Consider the following 24,594-nt stretch of genomic DNA (forward strand, 5'->3'; position numbering starts at 1 on the left):
GCTACCCTCTCCCCTGGCTGTTGAGACGCGGCAATGCCAGTTCCGTTACGGGATCAAAGACATGCACCTTTTCCCGCGCCGGCATGATCTTCAGCACCGAGCCGGAAGCCGGCGCAAAATGGCCCGCCTGATGCACGATGATCTGCTCTTTCTGGCCCTGAAGATTGCCATAGAGATAGGTCTCGGTGCCGAGGCTTTCGTGGTACTGCACCTCGAAGGGCAGGCCTGCATTGTCGGTGATGGTGAAATGCGAAGGGCGTATGCCCGCCAGAACGGCCTGTCCGGGAGATACCTCACCCGGTTCGACGAGGCAGGGCAGGGATACGCCGTATCCGGGGTCGATGGCGATGTTGCCGTCGCTGTCCCTGGTAATTGTGCCCTTGAGAATGTTCATACGCGGCGAACCGAGGAAACCGGCAACGAAGAGGTTGCGCGGATTGTCGAAAAGCTGGAGCGGGCTGCCCACCTGCTCGATGCGTCCGGCGCGCAGCACCACGATCTTGTCGGCCATGGTCATGGCTTCCACCTGATCGTGGGTGACATAGATCATCGTCGTCTTGATATCGCGATGCAGGCGGGTGATTTCGGCGCGTGTCTGCACGCGCAGCGCCGCGTCGAGGTTCGATAGCGGCTCATCGAACAGGAAAATATCCGGTTCGCGCACGATGGCGCGGCCGATGGCGACGCGCTGGCGCTGGCCGCCGGAAAGCTGCTTCGGCTTGCGGTCTAGATAGGGCTCGATGGCGAGCATGCGCGCCGCCTCGTTGATGCGGCTTTCGATTTCCGCCCGCTTGAAACGCAGGTTTTCCAGACCGAAGGCAAGGTTCTTGCGCACGCTCATATGCGGATAAAGTGCGTAAGACTGAAAGACCATGGCGATCTTGCGCTCGGCCGGCGACAGCGCGCTGACATCGCGCCCGCCAATGCCGATGGTGCCTGACGTGACATCCTCAAGGCCGGCGATGATGCGCAGCAGTGTCGATTTTCCGCAGCCCGAGGGGCCGACAAAAACGACGAATTCGCCGTTTTCGATCTGAAGATCGATATCATGCAGCACATGAACGGCGCCGAATGCCTTGTTGAGATTTTCGAGTTTCAGACTTCCCATCACCTGCTCCCTTCGCACAAGTTCGTCGTCGCGACGATCTCTTGGCTGTTCCAGCCCTCGGGCAAGGGCGTCGTTCTTTTAATGGCGACATCGCGCGCCGCAAATCCTTCCACGCCGGCAAGATAGACCGCAGGCATTCCGCCGGGATAATCCTCCATTCCGACGATCCTGCCTTCGGCATCCCGCGTCCAGGCATTGGCGCGGCCGGCGGCGTCTGGACTTGGCGCAATATCCGCATTGGTCGGGCGCAGATCATATTGCAGGCCGGTGCCGAGCTTGCCGGGCTGCTGCGACAGCGTGATGCGCTCCAGCCGGACATTGTGGATACCGGCCTTCGATGTGGCGACGAGATTGACCGCGCCTTCCATCGAACCGCTCAAGTCTTCCACGACCAGATTGTCGACGCTGCCGGCCTGACGCTCGGGGCGGCGGTCGACGACGGTCACGGTGACCGCTTCACCCGAACCCCAGAAGCCGCCCGGCGTTTCGTGGCACTGGGCCTCGATCCGTGAAAAGCGGATATTGCGCATCGCGCCGCCATCGCGGGAAAACAGGCCGATGCCGCGATTGGACTCGATGATTTTGCAATCCTCGAACACCACATTGGTGAAATCACCGAAGGATTCCGTGCCGAGCTTCAGGGCGCAGCTGACGCTGGAAACGGTGCAACGGCGAACTGTGATGTCATCGCAGATGCCCACCGCTTTGCCGTCCGGCCCGGCGCTGGTCTTCAGGCAGATGCCGTCATCGGCGGTGGAGATGAAGCAATCTTCGATCAGCGCGCGCCGGCAGGCATCCAGCACGATGCCATCCGTATTGGGCAGGCGGCGATCGTTTTCGATGCGCAGATTGCGGAAATGAAGGTCTTCGCAATCGACCATATGCAACGTCCACATCGGCGAGCCACTGACGGAGAGGTTTTCAAGGCGCACGTTGCGGCAGGACTCCAGCACCATTACACGCGGTCGCCTTGCGGCCGGGATATAGGTTCCCATGGCCTCGTCATCGCCTGTGATGAAGTTCTCGCCGCCGGCCTCGATGCGACCGGGGCCGGTGACGGTGATATCACTCGCCCCCTTGGCGATGATCATGCCACGGTTGGACTCCTCGGCGATCACCGAAACCGTTGTATGGGCATAGGCCTCGTAGTCGGAAATGGGGGCGAGCACCGCGTCTTCGGCAAGGCGCAGTTCCACGCCGCTCTTGAGCTGCAGGCCGCCGCTGACATGGCGACCGGCCGAAAGCGACACGCGACCACCGCCGGCAGCCGAGACCGTATCGATCGCCCGCTGGATGTTGGCCGTGGCGTCTTGGCCACCGGCCGCGATGGTGATATCTGATTGCGCGCTCATGATACCTGCGGCCTTTTCAGGAACACGTCGATCAGCAACAGCATCGTCAACGCCTGCCCGTAGGGCGTGGGCAGATTGGGAATGCGGCGGTAGAAATCGAGATCGTGGCCCATCGGCGTGCCGTCGGAAACGCCGTGGACGACGCCTTCGTCATCGATATTGCCGAGCACCGCCTTCAACGCTCGTTCCGCATGCGGCCGGTTTTCTTCGCCGAGAATGCCGGCCTCGATGCCGCGCAGAATGCCATAGGCGATACCGGCGGTGGCTGATGTTTCCACCGGGGAGGTCGGGTCATCGAGCAGCGTGTGGAACATGCCGTCCTCGCGCTGATATTGCCTGAGCGACCGCACCTGGCTTGCCAGCACATTGGCGAGGAAACGCCTGTCCTTTTCGCCAAGCGTCGGCACCAGTTCGAAAAGCTCGGGAATGGCGACGGTGATCCAGGAATTGCCGCGTGCCCAGAAGGCGTCAGCGAAATTATGGCGTCCGTTGAAGGTCCAGCCGTGATACCAGAGCCCGGTGACGGGGTCCGAGAGATAACGCGTATGGATCATGAACTGGTAAACCGCCTCGTCGATCCAGTCCTGACGTTTGCAGACAACGCCGGCGCGGGCGAGGAACAGGCATGCCATGAACAGCGTATCGTCCCAGAGTTCGCCCTCATTCAGCCGCTCCTTGACGACATGCTGGAAGCCGCCATCTTCGGTTTTCGGCAATTGATGCACCAGCCAGTCGGCCCAGTCCTCCACCAGCGCCCGGAAATCCGGCCGGTCGACATGTTCGGTAAGGATGACAAGCGGCAGCATCGGAGCGGAGCTGTTGATCTGGCGCGGCGGCAGGCCACGTTCGATCTGCCAGCCATACCATGTCACGAGGTCGTCCAATGCCTTCCGGTCGTTGGCGGCAAGCGCCCGGCGCAGGAAACCGTAAAGGCCGACGCCCACTTCCCAGTCCCATTCGTCGAACTGGATCTTGCCATCGGAACTGCCGCTGACCAGACCTTCCTGAATGCCCTTGAGGCGGCTGAAGGCGGCGGCGACATTGTCGATCGTCGTCCTGAGAGTGTCATTTTCCATGCTTGGCTGGTTCATCTGTCAATTCCGCTTAGGAGTAGAAGGGCTGTGCTGTGCCGCCCGATGCGGGATCGGCACTGTCGAAGGTAATTTCCGGCTGGGGCTGCTCGTGGTCGAAAGCCAGAGCCTGCCCGCCAATGGTGAATGCGCCGTCCCAGCTGAGGGCAACGTCGGGCCCGCCCGGCGGCGTGGCAGACAGCAGACGTTTGTCGGCATCGAACCTGACCTGCGTGGCGAGAATTTTTGCTTGGAAGCGGGCGAAGGCCTCCGCGTCGCCGCATCCGATGACGCCGATCCAGCCCGCGCTGCGACCGGCGGACCGGATTTCGCGCCCGGCTGTCGCGCCGGTGGTGATCGTCTCAAAACCGTTTGTCGCATGAAGTGCTGCAAAGCCGCGGCCCGAGCGGGTGATGAGCCAGTTACCTTCCGTCAGCACCTCGTCCAGCCCGTCGCGCCCGAGATAGGCGTGGGTCCAGTCGATGCGATGACCGTCCGTGTCGAATATCATCATTGCCAGATCGCGGTGCTGCGCCACGCGTGGCAGGATGCCGCTGCCCGCCCAGTAGGAAGGGCGCTGCGTTCCCCACGGATCGTCTTCGCCCGGATGGTTGACCCACAACCGCGCCATCGGATGGCTGCCCAGCTTGATGTCCATGACATGCTGCTGGTGGCCTTTACGGCCCGTCTTGTGGTCCACCACGGTCGAAAGCTGGGCCGCCTCGTTCTTGAAGAGTACGAGCTTGCCGGGCTCAAGACCCTGCGCGTAACGCGCCTCGACCATGCGGCCGCTCGCCAGCTGCGAAAGGGCGGAAAGATGCGGCGGTGGCACATAGTCACCGCAGCAGAACATCGGCAACGAGGCGACGCCATTGTTGAGCCAGCCCTGACCGAAGGCGACCTGCGCAAACGGCGCCAGTTCCGTCAGCGGCCCGGCGCGCAGCTCCTTGTCATAGGCTCTTCCCTGTGAGCCGGAGGGAACGCCGCCAAGTGTGTGCAGCGCGATCATCTCGAAAATCAGATCGAGCTGGTGGCGCGCGCGTGCTGCGAGTTCCGGGCCCGCCCAATGTTCGATGGCGAGGAGGCCGATGAAATCCACCGGATAATAGGCGGCCGAGTTCCATTCGGCGAGACCATGCGCCTCGACGCTGTCGAACCAGCGCTCCAGCCGGGTCGCGGCCAGCGCCGCCTGCTCCCGGCCGGTGCGCCCGGAGGCGGTGAAGGTGGCGTCCGGCAGATAATCCCCCGCGAGCAGCTGGCTGGTGTGGAAGCACAGAACGTGGTTTTCGCTCCAGAACCACATGACATCGTTGCCGGGTTCATCCACCCAGTAGCGATAGGAGAGGATCGAGGTGTTGATCCGCTCAAGCACCTGAGGGGGAAGCCGGTCACCATAGGCGCGCACCAGCCAGAGAAGCGGCACCAGCACGAAATCGGAGCAGTCCTCCCGCCGGTCGATGGACCGCAGCGTTGCGTCGACGATGCCGGAAATCGTCTCCATGTCATCACTGCCGGTTGCGACCATCGCCAGCGCGCGGCCGATGCGCCATGCGCCGAAGCGGGCGCTGAAGGACAGCGCCGCCTTCTTTCGCCCGGCAATATCGGCCTCGGCCGGTTGTGGCGCCAAATCGTGCATGAAGGCTGCGTCGATGAGGCGTGTCACCGTTCCGGCGCCCGAACCCATGGTGATCCTGACGCCATGATATCCGTCCGAAATGCCCGTGGTTTCGGGGACCAATAGGGTGGATTGCCCGGCTTTGAGCACGGTATCCACCTCGGCAAGGGCGGCGCGCTCATGGCCGTGGCTTTTGACCGCGATGTGGACGGCCAGGTCACTCGTCGGTGCTGCCCCGAAGACCAGCTCAAGGGCTGCGCCGGCAAAGACGTCGCGCGCCGGGCGAACATCGCGCACCAGTGCGGCAAGACGCTTCGTTTCCTCCCGGTCGAGCGGCACGGGCAGCACGACAGTCAGCGGCGTGGCGTCAATAAGCTCGAGCTCGAAGAACCAGATGATGTCCCGTTCCGCCAGGTCTTCGCACAGCAGCAGCACCTCGTTGTCACCGGCCTTGAGGTCGAGTGTGATATCGCGGCTCGCTTCGACATTGCGGATGAAGGGCTCAAAACGAACCTGCTCGACACCGCCGACCCAGATGCGCACGCCGCCGCAGGTGCGCAGCCTGAAATGCGCCTGTCTTGCGGCGTCGCTGCGGAACGTGCCCTTCAGCCAGCGCTGAACATGGGTGGGGACATGCCAGAAACCGGTGAATTCGACGCGGCGGTTGGAGCCGGGCAGGTTGAGATGGGACACCGTAAAGGCAGCAGTGTCAGGCGTGATGTCGCGTCCGATCATCGTCTGCTGGAAGGCCTTGCGGCAGGGCAGGTCGCCCACATCCACGAAGCCGTTGACGAAACGGTAATTGACCCGGTCTTCTGCCGGCGCGGGCACGCCCGGAAACGATGTCTCCACCAGATTGGAGACGATCCAGGCGGTAACCGTTTCGCCTTCAGCGACGGTATATGTCGGCTGAGACGCGGCCGCCGCAAATGGTCCATCAGTCATAATGGATCGCCTCCCTTCGATCTTTATGAAATTATTTTCACAAATCAGTTTTTTGCGTTTCTGCGTTGATTTGTGCGATTTAGCCAAAACAAACAGCTTGACGTTTATTCTGTCAAGTCGCAAAACAGGATAAATCGAATTAAGAAGAGGAGCTTCCATTCGATTTAGTGAAAAAGTTTTCATTGGGAGGATGAGTATGGTGAAATTGTTTTCGGGCGTCAGCGCCCTCGTGATGGCGTCTATCGCGGGTCTTTCGGCCGCGCAGGCAGAGACCAGAACGATCACGTTCCTTTTTACGGATGACGACCAGGGTTATGTGCAGCGCATGTCGGAACTCAGCAAGGAGTTCGAGGCGGCCAATCCCGGCGTGAAGATCAACTTCGTGTCTTCTGGTTATGATGCCGTGTCCAAGCAGCTGCCGGTGCAGCTGGCGGTGGGCGAGGGCCCTGACATCGCCAAGATCACCGACTGGCAGCTTGCGCCCTATTATCTCGACATGCGCCCCTATATGAAGGATGCGGATGGCTTCGCAAAGTTGCACGGCTCCAGCCTCGAGCAGCTGCGCCTGCCCGGTGTCAATGACCCGAAGTCGATCAATGGTTACATGGCGTCGCAGACGCTCAACCTGCCCTTCGTCAACAAAACGCTGTTCGAGCAGGCGGGTGAGCCCTTGCCAGCCCCGACCGCGAAGTTCGGTGAAATTGTCGAGGCATCCGCCCGCGTCGCCAAGGCGACCGGTGTGCAGATCCCCTTTACCATGGACCGCTCCGGCCACCGCTTCTCCGGTGGCGCCTTCGCCTATGGCGCGACCTATGTGAAGGACGGCAAGTTCAGCTTCCCCGACGATGCGGCGAAAAAATACATCGCCGATATCTTTTCGTGGACGCAGAACGGCAGCTTCCCCAAGGAAATGTGGGGTGCCGCGGGCGGTTCGCAATACAAGAACATGGGTGACGAGTTCGTTAACGGCAATGTCGTGACCTATCTGGCCGGCAACTGGATGGTCAATCCGTTTCAGAACAAGATCGGCGACGCCTTCGAATGGACGGCGATCAATGCGCCCTGCGGTGAGGCCGGATGCTACGCCATGCCCGGCGGCACCGCGATCGTCGGCTTCAAGCGCACCAAATATCCGGAGGATGTCGCCCATTTCGTCGAATTCCTCGGCTCCGAGAAAGTGCAGCGCGAAATCGCCGAAAACTACGTGGTCCTGACGGGTGCGGAAATCGTCGATCCGCAATACAAGCTGAAGAGCGAAGACGCCAAGGCTGCAATGAAGGTCTTCCTCGACAACAAGAAGAACGTGCCCCAGGCCGCCCGAGACTTCGAACGCGCCAAGGGCGGCAGTGCCATGTACCAGCAGATTGTGCAGCGCATGAGCCAGCTCATCGTCGGCGAGTTGACGATCGACCAGACCTACAAGGTTCTGGAGGATGACGTCGCCAAGATCAACGAGGCTGTCGCGGTCAAGAAGTGACGGGCCGGCCATCCGCTTGGGTGGAGTAACGCAGCGATCAACGATGTGCCCGGAGCAGGTCGCCGGGCATATCTGCCGCTTCTTTCAGGACGGGTATGTGAGGCCAGTCTATACCGGCTCTGTATCGTCCGTGGTGGTCGAATAGGCGGTGGGTCAAGCCCACCCCTTCAGCGCCCTTCCTGAATAATAGCTGGGTGTCGTGGCACGGTAGATCGGGATGCTGGCGGCGCCGAGATGCGGCAGGTCGCTCATCATCGATTTGCGTATTTCCGGGGGCTCCACGAAAAAATCCTCGCCGAGCATTTCCAGCGAACCGATGCGCTGCACGATGTGCTCAAGAACCCAGTCGGGGAGCGATCCGCCAAATATGATGGCGCCGGGGTCCATCGTTCGGGCGACTGTCAGTGAGAGCAGACGAAGCTGATCCGTTGCCCGTTCCAGCCACGAAGCCACGGCGGGATGGTCGCAATAGCTCTCGTCGATGTCTTTCAGTCGCTTTATGCCTATTCCGCTGGCGGCCAGCGTGTCGCACAGGTCCTGGCCCGAGGGGCGTGGATGGGACTTCGGAAACAGGCCGCCAAATTCGCCGGCATTGCCGTTGGTGCCGCGATAGAGATGGCGCTGCACGACCAGTGCGCCGCCGATGCCGTAAGTCAGCCAGATCATCGCGAAATTGCGGATATTTCGACCCGCACCGTAATACAGTTCTGAAAGTATGACGGTATTGCCGTCATTTTCATGAAAGACCGGGAAATCGAAATAGGGCTGGAAGTCCTTGTCGACGTCGATGTCGCGCCAGCTTTCGAACTGCTTGATACGGAAGACATGGCCGCGATCCCGTTTGAAGTGGCCGGGAAAGCTAATGCCGCAGCCGAGCACATCCTTCTTCTTGATCTTTGCTTTTTCAAGCACCTGCCGGGCGGCGGCCTCGGCCATCTCCATGATGTGCTCGAAACTGTGCCCTTCGAGCTCGGACCTGATTTCCTGCCTTATCGTGCCGTTGAGATCGGCCACGCAGACACGCAGATCGTCTGGGTTGAAGTAGACCCCAAGTGTGAACAGCCCGTTCGGATTGATTTCGATGGCGGTGGATGGTTTTCCCCGTTTGCCGTCATTGCGCGCTTCCTCCGCTTCGACGATGAGGCCGGATTCCAGAAGGTTTGCCGTCAGGCGGGTGAGGGTCGGTGCGGAAACATCCATCTCGCGCGCCAGTTCAATGCGCGACATGCCTCCCTTGCCGCGCAAAATTTCGAGCAGGCGCCGTTCGTTGTAGCCGAGGTCGATCAAACAAGTCTCCCACGAGAAGTTACGCCGGATGATTAGCGCAAATCGCGCGATTGTACACCTTGTTTTCCCGTAGAAGCTGCCGTCGGGAGTGGGTGGGTGTGCATGTCGATCATAAAATATTCTGGTTTTTCAGGTGGATATTTTATTTTCGTTTTCAAAATAAATTTCGGCTTGACTAATTAATTTACGTAAAGAAAATAAATGACAGACAGCAGGTGGCGACAGGCAAAATCAATAAGAAATCATGTCGCAGGGCCTCGTCTGTCAGGGAACAAAAAACGGAGCCCCTTATGCGTCAATCATGCACTATTTTCGCGCGCCTTTTTGCCGGCGCAACCTTCCTTGCCAGCGCGGCCTTCGCTCACGCGGAAGGCACAGTCGTTGTCTATTCTGCCGCACCACAGCAGCTCATGGATGAGTTGCTGCCCATGTTTGAAAAGAAAACCGGCACCAAGGTCGAGCTTGTCAAAGCCGGATCCGGTGAGCTGATGAACCGGATCAAGGCGGAGAGCGGCAAGGCGGCAGGCGACGTGATCTGGAGCGTCGATGGCACGGTCATCGATTTTTCTGCAGACCTTTTCGAACCTTACAAGCCTGTCGAGGCCGCATCGATCAACGCTGCCTTTACACCAAGCGCCAACTGGGTGCCCTTTACGGCTGTCGTTACCGCCTTCATCGTCAACAAGGAGGCGCTGAAAGGCGCGCCGGTTCCGACCTCCTGGGCCGATCTTGCAAAGCCTGAATATAAGGGCCTGATTTCCTCGGCCAGAGCCGATCAATCCGGCTCCGCCTACATCCAGATGGCGACGGTGTTGCAGGATTTTGACAGCGAGGAGAAGGGCTGGGAAGTCTATACCGGCATTCTCGGCAACTCCGTTCTTTCCACCTCTTCAGGCGCAGTTCCACGTTTCGTCAATGATGGCGAGCAGGCGGTCGGCATTACGCTCGAAGATGCCGCCCTGCGCTACAAGCTCGGCAGCGCCCCGGTAGAGATCGTTTATCCGAAAGAGGGTACGGCAATCGCGCCTGACGGCATGGCGCTCGTGAAGGGTGCGCCGAACGCTGAAAACGGCAAGGCCTTCATCGATTTCATCGTTTCCAAGGAAGCGCAGGAAGTCGTGGTGAAAGCCGGGCGTCGCTCGGTCAGAACCGATGTTCCGGCCAATGCGGCCCTTGTTCCCCTGTCCGATGTTCCGGATGCGAAATACGACTTCAAATGGGCTGCGGATAACCGCTCGCGCCTGATGGAAAAGTGGAACGAGATCCTGCTCGACGTTCAGTAAGACATTGCCGGGGGCGGTGCAGTCCGCCGTCCCCACATTATCTCATTCACATCCGCATTTTCGTTCCGTCCCCGTGGTCGTGTGCCGCGCAGGATTTGTCATGGAGCAGCACATGGCCGCCGTAGAAATTACCAGCATCAAGAAAAGTTACCGGGATGTCGTTGCACTCTCCGACATCAATATCTCCATTCCTTCCGGCTCGTTTTTCACGCTTCTCGGACCGAGCGGTTGCGGCAAGACGACCCTTCTGCGCACGATTGCCGGTTTTCATCAGCAGGATAGCGGCAGTATCAGCATCGAAAGACAGGCGATCGAACATGTGCCCGCCCATAAGCGCGATGTCGGCATGGTCTTTCAGGACTATGCGGTGTTTCCGCATATTTCGGTATTTGACAACATTGCCTTCGGTCTGAAACAGCGCAAGGCGTCTTCAGCCGAGATCCGCGAACGGGTCGGCAAGATTCTCGATGTCGTGCAGCTTGCTCCATACGCCAAGCGTATGCCGCACGAACTCTCCGGCGGCCAGCAGCAGCGTGTGGGTCTCGCGCGCGCACTCGTCATCAACCCGAAAGTGCTGTTGATGGACGAACCGCTGTCCAACCTCGACGCCAAACTTCGCGTGGATCTGCGGCGGGAACTGCGTGAGATCCAGCAGGCGATGAACATTACTACCGTCTATGTCACGCATGATCAGGAGGAGGCGCTTGCCATGTCCGATCTGGTTTGCGTCATGTATGGCGGCGTCATTCAGCAGGCTGCACCACCCTGGGAAGTCTATAACAATCCTGCCAACCGCTTCGTCGCGTCCTTCGTGGGAGCAAACAACTTCCTGACGCTTGACCGCGCGGGCGGGCAGACATCCATTTCCGGCCACAAGGTGGCACTGCCGCAGGCAGATGCGATTTCCCCGGAGCGGAAGATCGTCGCCGCCATCCGCCCCGAGGCTATTGCCGTCGGTCCCTCCGCGATTGATGGTCATGAACGCATTGAACTGCCTGTGACCATAAGGCAGGTCAGCTTCACCGGTCGTGAGATGAACGTTGCCGCCGTGCTGTCGTCGGGTGAGGAGATCGAGGCGATCACCAAGCCATCGCCGGAGATCATCGCGCTTCAGCCCAACCAGAAGACCACTTTTTCCTGGCGCACGGCCGATGCAAAGCTGTTCGGCGAAGGCACAACCGGGGAGCGCCTGTCATGACCGATATGACTGCGACTGCAACTCCCGGCGGTTTCCGCCTGCGACTGCCGGGTTTCTGGACAAGCGTGACGGTATTCGCCGTTATCCTGCTGGCGGTCTTCCTGATCCTGCCGATTTTCAGCGTGTTCTTCATCAGCTTCTTCGATGCCAAAACCGGTGCTTTCGGCTTCGGAAACTATGTGCAAGTGCTGACGCGGCGTTTCTACACCGTGGCATTGTGGAACACGCTTGTCATCGGTGTGCTCGGCATGCTGGGGGCCTGCCTTCTCGGTATTCCGCTTGCCTTTTGCACGTCCCGTTACCGCATCAAGGGACGTACTTTCATCGCTACCTTCGCGGTGCTGGTTCTCTGCGCACCGCCGTTCATCGGCGCTTACGCCTGGATCATGCTGTTCGGCGCCAACGGCGCGGTCACCAATCTCCTGTCCTTCGCGGGCATTTCACTGCCGACGATCTACGGGATCCCGGGCATCGTGATGGTTTTCAGCCTCAAGTTCTTCCCCTACATCTTTCTGATGACGGAAAATGCGCTGAACACCATCAACAAGTCCTATGAGGACGCGGCGGAAAACCTCGGCTGCACGGCGTTCCAGCGGTTCCGCAAGATCACCCTGCCGCTGGTCTTTCCGGCAGTCAGCACCGGCGCGATCATCTGCTTCGTGCTGTCCATCGCCGACTTCGGAACGCCGGCAATCCTCGGCAAGGGCATCAGAACGCTGTCGACCATCGCCTATGCGCAATACACCTCCGAAATGGCGGGTACGCCGACCATGGCGGTGACGATTTCCATGGTGATGATTGCGATTTCCATGGCGGCACTTCTGTTGCAGCGGCACATTCTTGCCAAGCGTCGCTATGCCAGTTCGCTGACCAACCGGCCGGTAAAGCAGTCCATGCGCCCGCTGAAGTCTTTCATCGTGCACGGCTTCTGCTATCTGGTCGTCTTCATCGCCATGCTGCCGTCGCTCACGGTCATCTACACCTCGTTCCTCGCAACCAGCGGTCCCGTCTTCACGGGTGGTTTCGGGTTGGACAGTTACGCCCGCATCCTCCGCGATTCACCCCAGGCGATTGCCAATAGTTTCATGTTTGCACTGGCTGCCGTGGTACTGATTGCGATCGTCTCCGGCCTGCTGTCCTTCATCGTGGTGCGACGGGACAATGCGGTCTCCGGCTCGCTCGATCTCCTGCTGATGGTGCCTTACCTGATCCCCGGCGTCGTCATGGCGATTGGCTACGTCACGACATTCCGCTATCCGCCCTTCGACATCACGGGAACAGCGCTCATCATCATTCTCCTGGTGTTTATCCGCCGGCTGCCCTACGGCGTCCGCTCCACGACATCGATCCTGAGGCAGATCAAGCCGTCCATCGAAGAGGCTGCGGTCAATCTCGGGGCTTCGCCGGCAAAGACCTTCATGTCGGTGACGGTGCCGCTGATGCTGCCCGGTCTCATCATCGGCTCGCTGATGAGCTTCATAACGGCTATCAACGAGTTGTCCTCGACATTGATCCTCTACACGGCACGGACGATCACCATGCCGGTTCTCATCTATGTCCAGGTGATTGACGGCGAGTTTGGCACGGCTGCGGCGCTTTCCACCGTCCTTCTGGTCAGTACCGGGCTTTGCGTCTTCGTCGTATTTCGCCTTTCGGAAGACAAAGAAGCCTCTTTCGTCTGAAACCACACCACCCCCTCACCAAAGACTGCAGCAGCGGCGACATGTGTGTCGCCGCCGGCCTCCCTCTGCCCAGTCTCCCTCCATAAGGAATCCCGGACGATGAATATCGCGAGCTTTTCGCAATCGAAATACAAGAACGCCGCAACGCCCGGGGACGATGTGGCACTTCTCATACCGGGCAGGGTTCTGGCCGTATTCGACGGTGCGACCGACCCGACCGGTAGAAGTTACGGCGGCCTGAGCTCGGGCCGTATTGCAGCCCTTGCCGCCGCAAATGCCGTGGCGAAGATGAGCCTCGACGGCGCGCTGGAAAAGCTTCCCGCTCCGGAGCTTTTTCAAAACATCAGCGATATTCTGAAGAAGGAGGCGGAGCGCATCAATGCCAGCCATCCACCCTCCACAACGCTCGCAATCGTGGCCGACATCGGCGACAACTTTCGCCTGCTTCTAGCCGGTGATTCCGGGGTGCGCATCAATGGCACCCGACTGCTGCAGCATGCAAAGCTGATAGACAAGGTGAGTACATCGGCGCGCATCCTTGTCTTCAAACAGCTTTTTGCTGCTCTCAGGGATGGTGATGCGGCCGAGGCACGCACGCGTGCGACCATCTTTTCCGGCCTTCGCTCCGCCGTTGAAAACGGCATCATGACCGCGCAGGAGGCGGAGAATGTTGTCATTACCGCAGCCGGCATGAGCGGTCTTGAGAACGACATCCAGGCGGTCGAGGAATTCCTGATGGGAGGAATTCGCGTCCAGCCGCAATTCGCAAACCGGCAGGGACACGTATTGGGTTATGCCTCGGTCAATGGCGGAACGGTCATGGAGGATGGGACTGTTGATCTTTGCATTGCCAAGGACACGATTGTGAGCCTTGAAATCTTTTCCGACGGCTATTTATCGCTACCGAAGGGAACCGATGTCGCCGACTGGGAAGCGGAATTTGCCCGCGTCGAGGCGGCGGATTTTCACAAGCTCAACGATTATCCGTCGGTCAAGGGCTCGACAACCACCGAATTCAGCGATGACAGGACGGTTGTCTGCCTGAATGTTGGGTAAAGACAGCTAGTCGATTCCATACAGGTCTTCGAGGGCCGGGCAGGGCCTTGACACATGAGGCCCTTCAACTAGAGATCGCGACGGCTTTTAACTTTTGGAGTGAGGACATGAAATTTTTGGCAACCATCTCGACTTTTGTCGGCAAGACATTTGCCGGCTGGGTTATCCTGTTTGCTGTCCTCGGCTTCTTTTTCCCTGACACGTTCAAGCAGATCGGGCCGTGGATCGTCACGCTTCTGTCGATCATCATGTTCGGCATGGGACTGACCCTGTCGGTGGATGATTTTCGTGAAGTCGTGAGGCGCCCGGTCGATGTTACCATCGGTGTGCTCGGGCAGTTCCTCATCATGCCGCTGCTCGCGGTCCTGCTGACCCTGCTTATTCCGATGCCGCCGGAAGTGGCGGCAGGTGTCATTCTGGTTGGCTGCTGCCCGGGGGGCACATCGTCCAATGTCATGACATATTTGTCGAAGGGTGATGTCGCTTTGTCTGTTGCCTGCACCTCGGTGACGACCCTTGCTGCTCCCCTGGTGACGCCATTTCTTGTCTGGATGTTCGCCAGCCAGTTCCTGCCGGTCGATGGCTGGGCAATGTTCCTGAGCATCGTCAAGGTCGTGCTGGTGCCGCTGGCCCTTGGCGCCGCCTTGCAGAAGCTGTTGCCGGGCGTCGTCAAGGCCGCGGTGCCGGCGTTGCCGCTTGTCAGCGTCACGGGCATCGTTTTGATTGTTTCCGCTGTCGTCGGTGCATCGAAGGGCGCGATCGTCCAGTCCGGCCTGATGATATTTGCTGTCGTGGTTCTCCATAATGGCCTCGGTTATCTGCTTGGCTATTTCGCGGCAAAGGCGACAGGCCTCTCTCTCGCCAAGCGCAAGGCAATCGCCATCGAGGTGGGAATGCAGAATTCCGGTCTAGGTGCAGCGCTTGCAACGGCATATTTTTCGCCGCTTGCTGCTGTTCCGAGCGCCATTTTCAGCGTCTGGCACAATATTTCGGGCGCGCTTTTGGCCAACTGGTTTTCGGGGCGCGTGGATGTCAATGCCGAGACGAGGGCTGGATAAGCTCGTCGGCACAAGATTTACCGATGGTAATAGCAAGTGGTCCGGAACAGGTTGTTCCGGACAATCACGAATATGAAAGTGTGAAAGCCCCGATCGATTTCATGTCGATATAGGTGTGGGCGGCAAGGCTGGTTGCTATCGCGCCACAAAGGCTGCCGGTGGTGATGATCTGTCCGCGTTTCAGCGTTCCATCCCTGTTGAGGGGAGAATTGGCGAAGGCGACGAGCGGGGCGAGCGGATCGATATTGGGGTGTTTCACCGCCACATCGAAAAGGACGTTTTCGCCTTCGGTCACCGTGAGATGCGGCGGTGCGCCGACACTCTGTCCGAAGGTATCAACGATCGCCGCATCAATCTCCGGCCCGAGAACAAAGCTGTGATTGGCGAGACGGTCCGCTAGGAAAAGGGGGAAAGGAACCTGATTTTTCTCGGTCAGCCGGTAGCCGAGAAGTTCGGCGCCGAGGTGAACCCTGTCTATATGCCGCATTATATCGGTTCTGCTCAGCGGAGTTCCCTTTGAAGCGGGAATATCGGACGCAAGTGTGAAGCAGATTTCCACCTCAAGGCCTTCAATGCCCTTTGCGGGAACATCGGCGATATTATCCGCATCGACCCGGTAACAATCCAGCATCGGTGCGCCTATCGCCTCTCCATCCGGCCGGATCGCCAGCTTCCAGCCCTCGACGGTTTTCCCCGAGGCTTCCACGAAAGCGCGCTGAACAGCCAAGGCCTCTGCGAAACTACCTGGAACGGCGCCATCCGCCTCAAGCGTTGCCAGAGGAATCGTCGTGCCGTGCTGGCTCGCTTTTACAAGGCCCTGGGCCAGTCTTTCGATCGCCGTCATTCCCGTCATCGTCCTTGCCGCCGTTTATTTGCCGAATGCTGTCACGATTTGGCGCTGTTTGCCAAGGCCATCGATGCCGAGTTCAACAACGTCTCCAGCTTTTAGAAAGACCGGCGGCTTCATTCCAAGGCCGACGCCGGGCGGCGTGCCGGTCGTGACCACGTCTCCTGGCATGAGGCGCATGAAACGGCTGATATAGGAGATGAGCGTGACGATCGGGAAGATCATCTTTGCGGTCGATCCGGTCTGCATGCACTGGCGGCGGCGGAACTCTGCCGCTTTCTTTGATGGCAGGAGGCGATAGGGAAGTCGCTCGGCAACGGCGCTCAATCGGCCGAAGGCACCGAATATCACGAGGCTTCGGGCGGCAAGGCCGCCCGATCATTGTTTGGCTCAAGCGACGTCCGCATCGAACTGGATACTATGCAGGCGCTTGTAGAGACCATCAGTTGCGAGCAGCTCGCGACGGCTTCCCTGCTCAACAACCTGACCATTATCCATGACGACAATCTTGTCGGCCCGGTTGATGGTGGAGAGCCGGTGAGCAATGACAATCGATGTCTTGTTGAACGTCAACCGCTCAAGCGCATCCCGGACAAGTGCTTCGGATTCCGAATCGAGCGCACTCGTTGCTTCGTCGAGGATCAATATGTCCGCGTCTCTTAGCATCGCACGGGCGATGGCAACGCGCTGCCTCTGGCCGCCAGACAGACCGGAGCCGTTTTCGCCAAGCTTGCTGTCATATCCATCAGGCATGTTCATGATGAAATCATGTGCGTTGGCCGCTTTGGCCGCAGCGATGATTTCCTCATCCGTGGCGTTGTCGCGGCCCACGGAAATATTGTGCTTCACGGTTCCCGAGAAGAGGAAGGTTTCCTGGCCGACGTAAGAAACATGCTCGCGCAGGCTGGCGAAGGACACGTCGCGCAAATCCATTCCGTTGATCTCGACGGAACCGCTTTGCGGATCATAAAGCCGCATCATGAGGTTGATGATGGTCGACTTGCCGCTGCCGGAAGGCCCGACCAGCGCGGTCATCTTGCCACCCTCGAAGAGAACGCTGACGTCCTTCAGGACCGGCTGGCCCGAGATATATTCGAAGCTGACGTTCTTCAGTTCCACATTGCCGCTCGCCTTCGGAAGGGGCTCGGCATCGTTTTTTTCCGCAAGCGTCAACGGGGCATCCAGCACTTCGAACATCATGCGTACACCGATCATGCCGCCTTCGATCTGGACTCGCATGCGCGCCAGGCGCTTTGCCGGTTCGTACGCAAGAAGCAGTGCGGTGATAAATGCCATCAGGTCGCCCGGTGAACCGCCTTTTTCGAGCACGGTGTAACCGGACACGGCAATGACGACGGCGATCGCCAGACCGGACAACGTCTCCATGATCGGGCTGGTTGCCGCCTCAAGCTTTGCAATGCCGTTGGCGCGATGCTCGACGTCGGACACGGCCTTGTTCATGCGCTGGCGCATCAGCTTCTCAAGCGAGAATGCCTTGATAACGCGAACGCCGATGCTCGTTTCCTGCACGACGTTGACGATTTCGCCCAGCGAAGCAAGTTCCGCCTCCATGATCTTGCGAACGCGACGCAGAACGAGACGAACGCTGAAGATCGCCAAAGGACCAATAATCATGGAAATCGCACTCAGAAGGAAATTCTGGGCGAACATCACGATGATCAGTCCGAGGAGCGAAAAGAGGTCCCGGACAAAAGAGGTGACGATCGTGTCTATGACGCTTCGGGCCGCCTGCGCGTTGTAGGTGACGCGCACGAGCAGTTCGGACGACGGCAGGTTTTGAAAAAAGGACACTCCCTGTTTCAACAGCCGATCATAGATCTTGCGTTGCTGCTCGGCAACGATGCTGTTGCCTGCCTTGCTCAGATAATAGCTCTGCACAAAGGTGGCGAGGCCCTTCACGATGAAGATAATGGCAACCGCAAAAGCGATCTCAAGAACGACGTCGAAACCCTGCTTCAGATAAACACTGTTAACGATGTCACGCATGATCCATGCGCTGAGAGATGTCGTGCCAGCGACGACCAGCATTGCCGCAATTGCCGCAGAATACCAGCCAACATGTTTTTTGAAATTTTCTTTGAAAAGTCGCGTCAGCAACTTCTTGTCGTTTGGCGACAAAAACGATCCGATCACAGAAACATCCTTATTTGGCGTCGACGCTCACACAGATTTTCAAATCGCACATTCAGCAGCATGTTGTTCATGCGGGATGGCTTTCTCGGTTTCCAATCGCTGCCGTGCCAAACTCGATAATCTCTACCACATACCCTAGTAAGAAGAGCGAAGGCTTTTTTTGTAAAAAGCCTTTCCGACTGATTTGAGACCACGCCAATAAGCCTAGGGGCTTGAAGTGTCAATATTGGGCATCGATGTGCCGATTAAAAGGCCTGCCGATTGGTCTTATTAAGTGTAGTGATCAAGCTTGGGGCCGATGGAAACGGTGCGACCGCGATATTACGGTGCGACCGCACCGTTATTGGCTCGCAGAAGGCATGGTTAAAAAGAAAACTCGGGAACTCAATCCGCCAGGTTTTGGAGGGATATTGTTCGAATAGAACGTTTGGGCTGCTGCGCGATTGACAAGCGTAGGGGCCGAAATCTATACCCGCGCAATGTTGCGAGGCTTTCGCCTAGAACGTTCTGGCTTATTGGCGAACGGTGCATTATCTGGTTCGTTGATTGCGGGAAAATTTTTGGTTGCATCCCCGATGACATTCGTCGGGCCAGTTCAAGGCAGGCAGGTCAGTGAATGCGCGATGTGTTTTTCGACTTATCAGAACTTTATTTGAATTCCGGCGTGAAATTCAAATATTACGGTATCGCAAGAACCGTTATGGAAGTCGCGTATGAGCTCACGAACCTTGATAGCTCGGTCAGGTACGTGATCTACTCTCCATTGCATCGTCGCTTCTTCGAGGTTTTTCCGCGCACCGGTGACGCTTCCCCAACGGGTGTGCTCGACCCGAATATTCCCTCTTCGGCAACGCCGCTGCGTCTTCGTCAAAATCTATATGACAAAAATGCGCTTAAAAAAGCGTTTTACCAAATTCTGCATAAGATCGTTCAGCACCGCAACAGAAAGCGTTGGGCAACGGTTCCGGTTGGTGCGGTCAAGGATGTAGATCTCAACGGACAAATTCTGATAGCGCTCGGGCGGCCCAAGATAATGTCTGATTATCTGATGGCGCTTGCGGAAAGCGGTACAAAGCCGATTTTCATTCCGCTGCTTCACGATATGATACCGTTGCACGATTTCAGTCATCGAAATCAGTTTTCGTTTCCACGGAACTTTATCTACGACAATCAGGTGACCATCAAAGCCGCTTCCATGGTCTTGACCAACTCCGTGTTTACCGCGGTTGAAGTGAGGCATTTTTCAGAAACCGGAATCTTGCCAGCCGTGCCGGAGGTTGTTCCTGTTCCCCTTTGCCATGAATTGCGACCGACCAATGAGCCCGTCGAGAAACATGGTCCGGAAAAGCCGTATCTCCTGTGCGTTGGCATATATAATGGCCGGAAAAATCTTGAATGTGTCGTTGAGGCGATGCTCTCCCTGCATCAACGGGGTATTTCCGTTCCTGAACTTGTTTTGGCCGGCGCGCGGCGCAAGAGAGTGGAAAAGTTTCTGAAGAAAGAGAAGTTTGCGCCGCTTTCAGGAAAGTTTCACTTCATTTTTAATCCAAATCAGGCCGAGTTGCGTGCACTTTACGAAAAAGCCTATGCGCTTCTTTTGCCCAGTCGAATGGAAGGCTGGGGACTGCCCGTAAGTGAGGCACTGTGGTGCGGAACACCGGCTCTTGCAGCAGATGTTCCAGCTCTGCGGGAGGCCGGCGGAGACTTGGCGCGTTACTTTGATCCCGAAAAACCGGAAGAGCTTGCGGGTCAGATTCAGAAGCTTATTGAAAATCCTTCGGAGTATGCGGAGTTGAAAAGAACAATCGTCCTCTCCCGTCCGCAAATGCGCACTTGGAAAAACGTCGCGCAAGAGATTCTGGAGGCGATCAAAAAGACGCGTCTTGATGGGGTGACGCCGTAACCGGATTGTTTGATTGGCCGGGACCTTTCACCTGGCCGATGGGTGAGCTTGAGGGTCGATTGTCGAAAATATTCTTGTGTGTTCGGCCGATCTTTATGCATTTAGCGTTGTTGGGGCACATTTGACGGGTAGTTCGATTCGGTTGAATCGTCTTGGGGGCAGATAGTGGCTCTGCAGGATTGCAGAGCAATTGAATTTGGCAATGTCTTTTGCAGGTGATGTGGGTCACGTGCAGGGCAGCGACAGGATGAGTAACTGGTGATGTTGGACTATTTGAGATTTTCTGAAGTTAAGGTTCTCTGCATCGGTGATGTAATGCTGGATTGCTTTATCTCTGGCGATGTCGGCCGCATTTCGCCAGAGGGCCCCGTTCCGGTGATGTGCGCGCGATCGGAAGAATATTTCGCCGGCGGTGCCGCCAATGTTGCGCGCAACATATCGTCCCTTGGTGCCAGTTGCACTTTGCTCGGAGCGGTGGGCAAGGACAATAACGGAAGCAAACTTCTCGAGCTTCTGAACGCTGTTGATGATGTCTCGGCCAGGTTCGTCGAATTGGATCAACGCCCAACAACGATCAAGACACGTTTCCTGGGACATGGTCAGCAAATGCTGCGCGTCGATTTTGAGGACGCTTCCCCGATCTCAAAGGAAGAGGAGGACCGGGTTATTTCCAGTGCGGTTTCCATGATCGCATCGCACAGCGTTGTCATTTTGTCTGATTACGCCAAGGGGCTGTTGAGCGAAAGGGTTGTGAAAGCAATTATCGCTGCGTGCCGGACTGAGGGAAAACCGGTCATTATCGATCCTAAGACCTCCGATTTTACCCGCTATGCAGGTTCCGCGATTGTAACGCCCAATCAAAAGGAAACGCAGGTCGTAACGGGCGTGTGGCCGGACACCGATCAGGAAGCTGAACTGGCAGGCGAGTTGATCTTGTCGCGCTTCGACATTGAGGCGGTCCTCATTACGCGGGCGGAGAAGGGGATGACGCTTGTTGAGCGAGGCCAACAGCCTTTCCACATTCGCACGGATGCAAAAGAGGTGTTTGACGTTGTCGGTGCAGGCGATACCGTAATCGCGACGCTCGCCGTTGGCCTTGGCTCACAGACTTCGCGTGCCGATGCTGCGCGAATTGCAAACGCCGCAGCAGGCATCGTGGTGGGCAAAAAAGGTACGGCAACTGTCTCTGCGGCCGAACTGCGAGATGCCTTGTCTCACGATACCTCATCGGGGGAGGTCAGCCCTTCAGACAAGCTTTTCGCCAGGCAGGATGTCCAGGCGTTGGCAGAGGATTGGCGCAGCGATAATCTAAAAGTCGGTTTCACAAATGGCTGTTTCGATATCTTGCACGTTGGCCACATTCGGCTTTTGCAATTTGCAAGGGATAATTGTGATCGTCTGATTGTTGGCGTTAATGCGGATAGCTCGGTAAAGCGGCTTAAGGGCCCATCGAGACCGATAAATACTGAACAGGACCGCGCTGAATTATTGGGAGCGTTGGCTTTCGTGGATGCGGTGGTGGTATTTGACGAGGACACGCCGCTCGAACTCATCCAGACGATACGTCCGAACGTGCTGGTGAAGGGCGCGGATTATACGATCGACAAGATTGTTGGTGCCGATGTTGTCATGGCCGATGGCGGCAAGGTCGTCACATTCGAAATAGTGCCCGGAAAAAGCACGACGGCGACGATTGCGCGCAGTAAAGAAAGGGCAGTTTGATGTATATTGTAACCGGAGCTGCTGGATTTATCGGGTCCAACATCGTCGCTGATTTGGAAGCTGCGGGTCTTGGACCTATTGCAGTGGTGGACTGGTTCGGTCGTGGCGACAAGTGGCGCAACCTTGCCAAGCGTAATATAGCGGCTTACTTTTCCCCCGAAGGTCTGGCGGACTATCTCCGCAGCCTTAAGGTGGAGGTGAAGGCGGTCATACATATGGGCGCGATTTCCGCCACGACGGAAGCCGACGTGGACCGACTGATCGAGCTCAATATCAACTACTCTGTGATGTTGTGGGACTGGTGTGCTGAACACGGCGTTCCTTTTGTATATGCCTCTTCCGCTGCGACTTACGGTGGCATCGAAGAAGGCTTCAGCGACGATGAGTCCGCATCGGCGCGCGCCGCTCTTGCTCCGCTGAACGCCTATGGCTGGAGCAAAAAGACGACTGATGATATTTTCATTGAACGTGTTGCGCGCGGTGAGAACGCTCCGCCGCAATGGGCCGGCTTGAAGTTTTTCAATGTTTATGGGCCAAACGAATATCACAAGGATGATATGCGCAGCGTTGCCTGCAAACTCTTTGACGTTGTGCAGACGACAAACGAGGTTTCGCTGTTTAAATCCTATCGATCAGATATCGGACATGGCGAACAGCGCCGGGATTTCGTTTACGTCAAGGATTGCACGTCATTCATCCTGTGGCTTTTGAACAATAGGAAATATAGCGGTATCTTCAATTGTGGATCTGGCAAGGCACGTTCGTTTGCCGATATCGTGCATGTCATGGGTGATCTTCTCGGCAAGAAATTGAGTATAAATTTCATTGAGATGCCGGAGGCGATCCGCGGTAAATATCAGTATTTTACCGAGGCGGACATGTCGAAAGTGGCATCGATCGGTTATAACGGCCCACAATCGTCGCTCGAGGAAGGGCTCGACGACTATATCAATTCCTATCTCAGTCACGAAGATCGGTATCGTTGATGCTGGCCCAGTCTTGCGAAAAGCCGAACGGGATCGAGCGAGGCCGGATTGAACTTCCTTGAATTTGCACCTTGCTGAATGGCGCCCTTTGACGAAGCAACGGGGCAGCAATCGGTGACCTTGGTCAAACATATAGTTAAGGATGATCCTTGATGAACCAGCCGGGTTTCGAATCCGCCCAGAATGAATATCTGAAACTCAGGGAGTGGCTTTTTGAAGCGGCGCTTCCATTGTGGTCGTCGGTTGGACGAGACGATGCGAATGGCGGATTTTTCGAAAAGATCGATAAAAACGGCGCGCCAGTTGAAGCCGCTCGAAGAACAAGGGTCGTCTGCCGCCAGATCTACAGCTTTTCAGCTGCGAGGAAAATGGGTTGGACCGGCGATGTCGAGGGTTTGGTTCAGCACGGCTGGGATTTTCTTCAGCGTCACTGTTTTAATGCGGACGGCTCCCTGATTACCACGGTGGATCTGCGGAATGGGGCACGGAACACATCGTTCGACCTTTATGACCATGCTTTTGCGTTGTTTGGCTTGAGCTATGCTGCAGACACCCTTGAAGACAAGGATTCTATTGCGGGCGCCGCTTTGCAGTGTCTTGAGGCGATGATTGCGGGTTGGAAGCACCCTGTGTCAGGCTTTGAAGAGGCTGTGCCGCCGGTCGTGCCCCTGCGGTCAAATCCGCATATGCATCTTTTCGAAGCGTTCCTGGCCTGGATGGAGAACCCTTCGGTCAAGAAACCTGAGCGTTGGCTGTCGTGTCTTAACGAAATCGGAGAGTTGTGCTTATCCGCGTTTGTTGCACCCGAAAACGGATCTCTTCGTGAATATTATAATCACGATTGGTCTGTTATGCGGCGTCACACCTCGGCTCCAATCGAACCCGGGCACCAATTCGAATGGGCATGGCTGCTGACCAGGTGGGGTAAGATGGCCGGGCGAAAAGATGCACTGGTTGCAGCACGCCGGCTCGTAGAGGTTGGTGAGAGAGGCGTGGACGAAGCGCGTCGTCTAGCGCAAAACGGCCTGGATTTTGACCTTGCGCCTATCGACAGAGCGTTCCGGCTATGGCCACAGACCGAGCGGATCAAGGCCTGGCTCATGATGGCCGAAACAGCCGTAACTCCCGAAGACAGAGATAAGGCCTATGCAAAGGTTGCCGATGCGGCCATTGCGCTCCAGGGGTTTTTCAAGGGTGTTCTGCCAGGACTTTGGGTGGACCGCTTCGATGAAAACTGCATTGCCATAGAGGAACACGCCCCCGCGTCGTCTCTTTATCATATCGTCTGTGCGCTTGAAGAAATGCACAGATTGCTGGAGCCCCACTCCGAGAGCCTTCCCGCACTCTTTCTGGATCGGGACGGTGTCATTATAGAAGACACAGGATATCCCGGCAGGGTTGAGGACGTCCGGCTGATCGCCGGGGCTGCGGAAGTCATAAGTTCTTTCAGAAGCCGGGGATATCGTGTATTCGTCGTAACAAACCAGTCGGGTATTGGCCGCGGTTATTACGATGATCTCGACTATATCATTTTGCGGTCGCACATCGGAAAGTTGCTTCATGAAAAAGGCGCAACTATCGATGACGAGCGCCTCTGTCCTTTCCACGAAAAAGCCACCGTTGAAAAATACCGGGGTGATCACTATTGGAGAAAACCGTCTCCGGGAATGATAGAAGATATCGTTGCGAGATGGAACGTAGACCGGAAGCGCAGCGTTCTTATCGGCGACAAGCCGTCGGATGTGGAGGCGGCGGTTGCGGCAGGCGTTGATGGTCGTCTATTCAACGGGTCGAATTTGATGAGTTTTGTCGAAGAGCAAGATATCTTGTGTTGAAAATTGTTGTGAAGTC

Annotated in this window: 18 protein-coding genes and 1 pseudogene; 11 read left to right on the forward strand and 8 right to left on the reverse strand. The window is 57.3% G+C overall.

Annotated elements, in window-relative coordinates; all coding sequences use genetic code 11:
* Nucleotide 1 precedes the first annotated feature (1 nt).
* The 4 genes from JZY08_RS24945 to JZY08_RS24960 are packed head-to-tail and all read right to left on the reverse strand — an operon-like array spanning nt 2 to nt 6,090.
* Nucleotides 2–1,108, reverse strand: coding sequence for an ABC transporter ATP-binding protein (locus JZY08_RS24945; RefSeq protein ID WP_216332114.1), 1,107 nt, complete (start codon nt 1,106–1,108; stop codon nt 2–4).
* Nucleotides 1,108–2,460 (reverse strand): glycoside hydrolase family 28 protein, encoded by a 1,353-nt coding sequence (locus tag JZY08_RS24950; RefSeq protein ID WP_216332115.1) that lies wholly within the window; start codon nt 2,458–2,460, stop codon nt 1,108–1,110. Before JZY08_RS24950 ends, JZY08_RS24945 begins: the two co-directional genes overlap by 1 nt.
* Nucleotides 2,457–3,551, reverse strand: coding sequence for a glycoside hydrolase family 88 protein (locus tag JZY08_RS24955; protein WP_216332116.1), 1,095 nt, complete (start codon nt 3,549–3,551; stop codon nt 2,457–2,459). The genes JZY08_RS24950 and JZY08_RS24955 overlap by 4 nt, the downstream gene beginning before the upstream one ends.
* Nucleotides 3,552–3,564: 13 nt before the next feature.
* Nucleotides 3,565–6,090 (reverse strand): hypothetical protein, encoded by a 2,526-nt coding sequence (locus JZY08_RS24960; protein WP_216332118.1) that lies wholly within the window; start codon nt 6,088–6,090, stop codon nt 3,565–3,567.
* A 196-nt stretch (nt 6,091–6,286) separates the two neighbouring features.
* On the opposite strand from JZY08_RS24960, the gene JZY08_RS24965 reads away from it, so the two are divergent.
* Nucleotides 6,287–7,567 (forward strand): ABC transporter substrate-binding protein, encoded by a 1,281-nt coding sequence (locus JZY08_RS24965; protein WP_216332120.1) that lies wholly within the window; start codon nt 6,287–6,289, stop codon nt 7,565–7,567.
* A gap of 153 nt (nt 7,568–7,720) precedes the next feature.
* On the opposite strand, the gene JZY08_RS24970 is transcribed toward JZY08_RS24965, so the two are convergent.
* Nucleotides 7,721–8,854: an ROK family transcriptional regulator gene (locus tag JZY08_RS24970; protein ID WP_216332122.1), complete on the reverse strand. Its 1,134-nt coding sequence runs from the start codon at nt 8,852–8,854 to the stop codon at nt 7,721–7,723.
* A 290-nt stretch (nt 8,855–9,144) separates the two neighbouring features.
* Here JZY08_RS24970 and JZY08_RS24975 point away from each other — a divergent pair, with 290 nt between their 5' ends.
* From JZY08_RS24975 to JZY08_RS24995, 5 genes are all read left to right on the forward strand, one after another.
* A complete protein-coding gene (locus JZY08_RS24975) occupies nt 9,145–10,137 on the forward strand; it encodes an ABC transporter substrate-binding protein (protein WP_137039683.1) in 993 nt (330 codons plus the stop codon).
* 112 nt (nt 10,138–10,249) lie between these two features.
* The gene (locus JZY08_RS24980; protein ID WP_216332124.1) at nt 10,250–11,335 is read left to right on the forward strand and encodes an ABC transporter ATP-binding protein; all 1,086 of its coding nucleotides are present in this window, start codon (nt 10,250–10,252) and stop codon (nt 11,333–11,335) included.
* Entirely contained in the window at nt 11,332–13,017 is a 1,686-nt protein-coding gene (locus JZY08_RS24985) for an iron ABC transporter permease (protein WP_216332126.1), read from the forward strand. Before JZY08_RS24980 ends, JZY08_RS24985 begins: the two co-directional genes overlap by 4 nt.
* 99 nt (nt 13,018–13,116) lie before the next feature.
* The gene (locus tag JZY08_RS24990) at nt 13,117–14,073 is read left to right on the forward strand and encodes a hypothetical protein (protein ID WP_216332128.1); all 957 of its coding nucleotides are present in this window, start codon (nt 13,117–13,119) and stop codon (nt 14,071–14,073) included.
* Nucleotides 14,074–14,180: 107 nt separating this feature from the next.
* On the forward strand, nt 14,181–15,131 hold the full coding sequence (locus JZY08_RS24995; protein WP_216332130.1) for a bile acid:sodium symporter family protein: 951 nt from the start codon (nt 14,181–14,183) through the stop codon (nt 15,129–15,131).
* A gap of 64 nt (nt 15,132–15,195) precedes the next feature.
* Here the strand turns inward: JZY08_RS24995 and JZY08_RS25000 are convergent, their stop codons facing one another.
* The 3 genes and pseudogenes from JZY08_RS25000 to JZY08_RS25010 all read right to left on the reverse strand — a co-directional run bounded on the left by JZY08_RS25000 (nt 15,196) and on the right by JZY08_RS25010 (nt 17,985).
* Nucleotides 15,196–15,975 carry a 2-keto-4-pentenoate hydratase gene (locus JZY08_RS25000; RefSeq protein ID WP_216332131.1) on the reverse strand — a complete coding sequence of 260 codons (780 nt, stop codon included), beginning with the start codon at nt 15,973–15,975 and terminating at the stop codon, nt 15,196–15,198.
* A 24-nt stretch (nt 15,976–15,999) separates the two neighbouring features.
* Nucleotides 16,000–16,227: pseudogene (locus JZY08_RS25005) on the reverse strand (fumarylacetoacetate hydrolase family protein); the annotation flags it as partial.
* Between the two features lie 141 nt (nt 16,228–16,368).
* Nucleotides 16,369–17,985 carry an ABC transporter ATP-binding protein gene (locus tag JZY08_RS25010; protein ID WP_253204108.1) on the reverse strand — a complete coding sequence of 539 codons (1,617 nt, stop codon included), beginning with the start codon at nt 17,983–17,985 and terminating at the stop codon, nt 16,369–16,371.
* On the opposite strand from JZY08_RS25010, the gene JZY08_RS27655 reads away from it, so the two are divergent.
* The 5 genes from JZY08_RS27655 to JZY08_RS25030 all read left to right on the forward strand — a co-directional run bounded on the left by JZY08_RS27655 (nt 17,984) and on the right by JZY08_RS25030 (nt 24,578).
* Nucleotides 17,984–18,271 (forward strand): hypothetical protein, encoded by a 288-nt coding sequence (locus JZY08_RS27655; protein ID WP_253204109.1) that lies wholly within the window; start codon nt 17,984–17,986, stop codon nt 18,269–18,271. The genes JZY08_RS25010 and JZY08_RS27655 overlap by 2 nt on opposite strands.
* 477 nt (nt 18,272–18,748) lie before the next feature.
* Nucleotides 18,749–20,035, forward strand: a complete 1,287-nt coding sequence (locus tag JZY08_RS25015) for a glycosyltransferase family 1 protein (RefSeq protein ID WP_216332133.1) — start codon at nt 18,749–18,751, stop codon at nt 20,033–20,035.
* Nucleotides 20,036–20,296: 261 nt separating this feature from the next.
* Nucleotides 20,297–21,757, forward strand: a complete 1,461-nt coding sequence (gene rfaE1 / locus JZY08_RS25020; protein WP_216332134.1) for a D-glycero-beta-D-manno-heptose-7-phosphate kinase — start codon at nt 20,297–20,299, stop codon at nt 21,755–21,757.
* Nucleotides 21,757–22,743: an ADP-glyceromanno-heptose 6-epimerase gene (rfaD, locus tag JZY08_RS25025; RefSeq protein ID WP_216332135.1), complete on the forward strand. Its 987-nt coding sequence runs from the start codon at nt 21,757–21,759 to the stop codon at nt 22,741–22,743. Before rfaE1 ends, rfaD begins: the two co-directional genes overlap by 1 nt.
* A gap of 152 nt (nt 22,744–22,895) precedes the next feature.
* Nucleotides 22,896–24,578 carry an HAD-IIIA family hydrolase gene (locus tag JZY08_RS25030; RefSeq protein ID WP_216332136.1) on the forward strand — a complete coding sequence of 561 codons (1,683 nt, stop codon included), beginning with the start codon at nt 22,896–22,898 and terminating at the stop codon, nt 24,576–24,578.
* Nucleotides 24,579–24,594 lie beyond the last annotated feature (16 nt).

The organism is Rhizobium sp. X9 (assembly GCF_018873185.1).
Classification (GTDB): Bacteria; Pseudomonadota; Alphaproteobacteria; order Rhizobiales; family Rhizobiaceae; genus Agrobacterium; species Agrobacterium oryzihabitans.

What these genes read in the sequence shown, in the direction of transcription:
- rfaD (WP_216332135.1), top strand. Translation starts at nt 21,757, where the DNA reads ATGTATATTGTAACCGGAGCTGCTGGATTTATCGGGTCCAACATCGTC.
- JZY08_RS24945 (WP_216332114.1), bottom strand. Translation starts at nt 1,108, where the DNA reads ATGGGAAGTCTGAAACTCGAAAATCTCAACAAGGCATTCGGCGCCGTT.
- JZY08_RS24950 (WP_216332115.1), bottom strand. Translation starts at nt 2,460, where the DNA reads ATGAGCGCGCAATCAGATATCACCATCGCGGCCGGTGGCCAAGACGCC.
- JZY08_RS24990 (WP_216332128.1), top strand. Translation starts at nt 13,117, where the DNA reads ATGAATATCGCGAGCTTTTCGCAATCGAAATACAAGAACGCCGCAACG.
- JZY08_RS24965 (WP_216332120.1), top strand. Translation starts at nt 6,287, where the DNA reads ATGGTGAAATTGTTTTCGGGCGTCAGCGCCCTCGTGATGGCGTCTATC.
- rfaE1 (WP_216332134.1), top strand. Translation starts at nt 20,297, where the DNA reads ATGTTGGACTATTTGAGATTTTCTGAAGTTAAGGTTCTCTGCATCGGT.
- JZY08_RS25030 (WP_216332136.1), top strand. Translation starts at nt 22,896, where the DNA reads ATGAACCAGCCGGGTTTCGAATCCGCCCAGAATGAATATCTGAAACTC.
- JZY08_RS24995 (WP_216332130.1), top strand. Translation starts at nt 14,181, where the DNA reads ATGAAATTTTTGGCAACCATCTCGACTTTTGTCGGCAAGACATTTGCC.
- JZY08_RS25015 (WP_216332133.1), top strand. Translation starts at nt 18,749, where the DNA reads ATGCGCGATGTGTTTTTCGACTTATCAGAACTTTATTTGAATTCCGGC.
- JZY08_RS24985 (WP_216332126.1), top strand. Translation starts at nt 11,332, where the DNA reads ATGACCGATATGACTGCGACTGCAACTCCCGGCGGTTTCCGCCTGCGA.
- JZY08_RS27655 (WP_253204109.1), top strand. Translation starts at nt 17,984, where the DNA reads ATGATCCATGCGCTGAGAGATGTCGTGCCAGCGACGACCAGCATTGCC.
- JZY08_RS24955 (WP_216332116.1), bottom strand. Translation starts at nt 3,551, where the DNA reads ATGAACCAGCCAAGCATGGAAAATGACACTCTCAGGACGACGATCGAC.
- JZY08_RS25000 (WP_216332131.1), bottom strand. Translation starts at nt 15,975, where the DNA reads ATGACGGCGATCGAAAGACTGGCCCAGGGCCTTGTAAAAGCGAGCCAG.
- JZY08_RS24960 (WP_216332118.1), bottom strand. Translation starts at nt 6,090, where the DNA reads ATGACTGATGGACCATTTGCGGCGGCCGCGTCTCAGCCGACATATACC.
- JZY08_RS25010 (WP_253204108.1), bottom strand. Translation starts at nt 17,985, where the DNA reads ATGCGTGACATCGTTAACAGTGTTTATCTGAAGCAGGGTTTCGACGTC.
- JZY08_RS24975 (WP_137039683.1), top strand. Translation starts at nt 9,145, where the DNA reads ATGCGTCAATCATGCACTATTTTCGCGCGCCTTTTTGCCGGCGCAACC.
- JZY08_RS24980 (WP_216332124.1), top strand. Translation starts at nt 10,250, where the DNA reads ATGGCCGCCGTAGAAATTACCAGCATCAAGAAAAGTTACCGGGATGTC.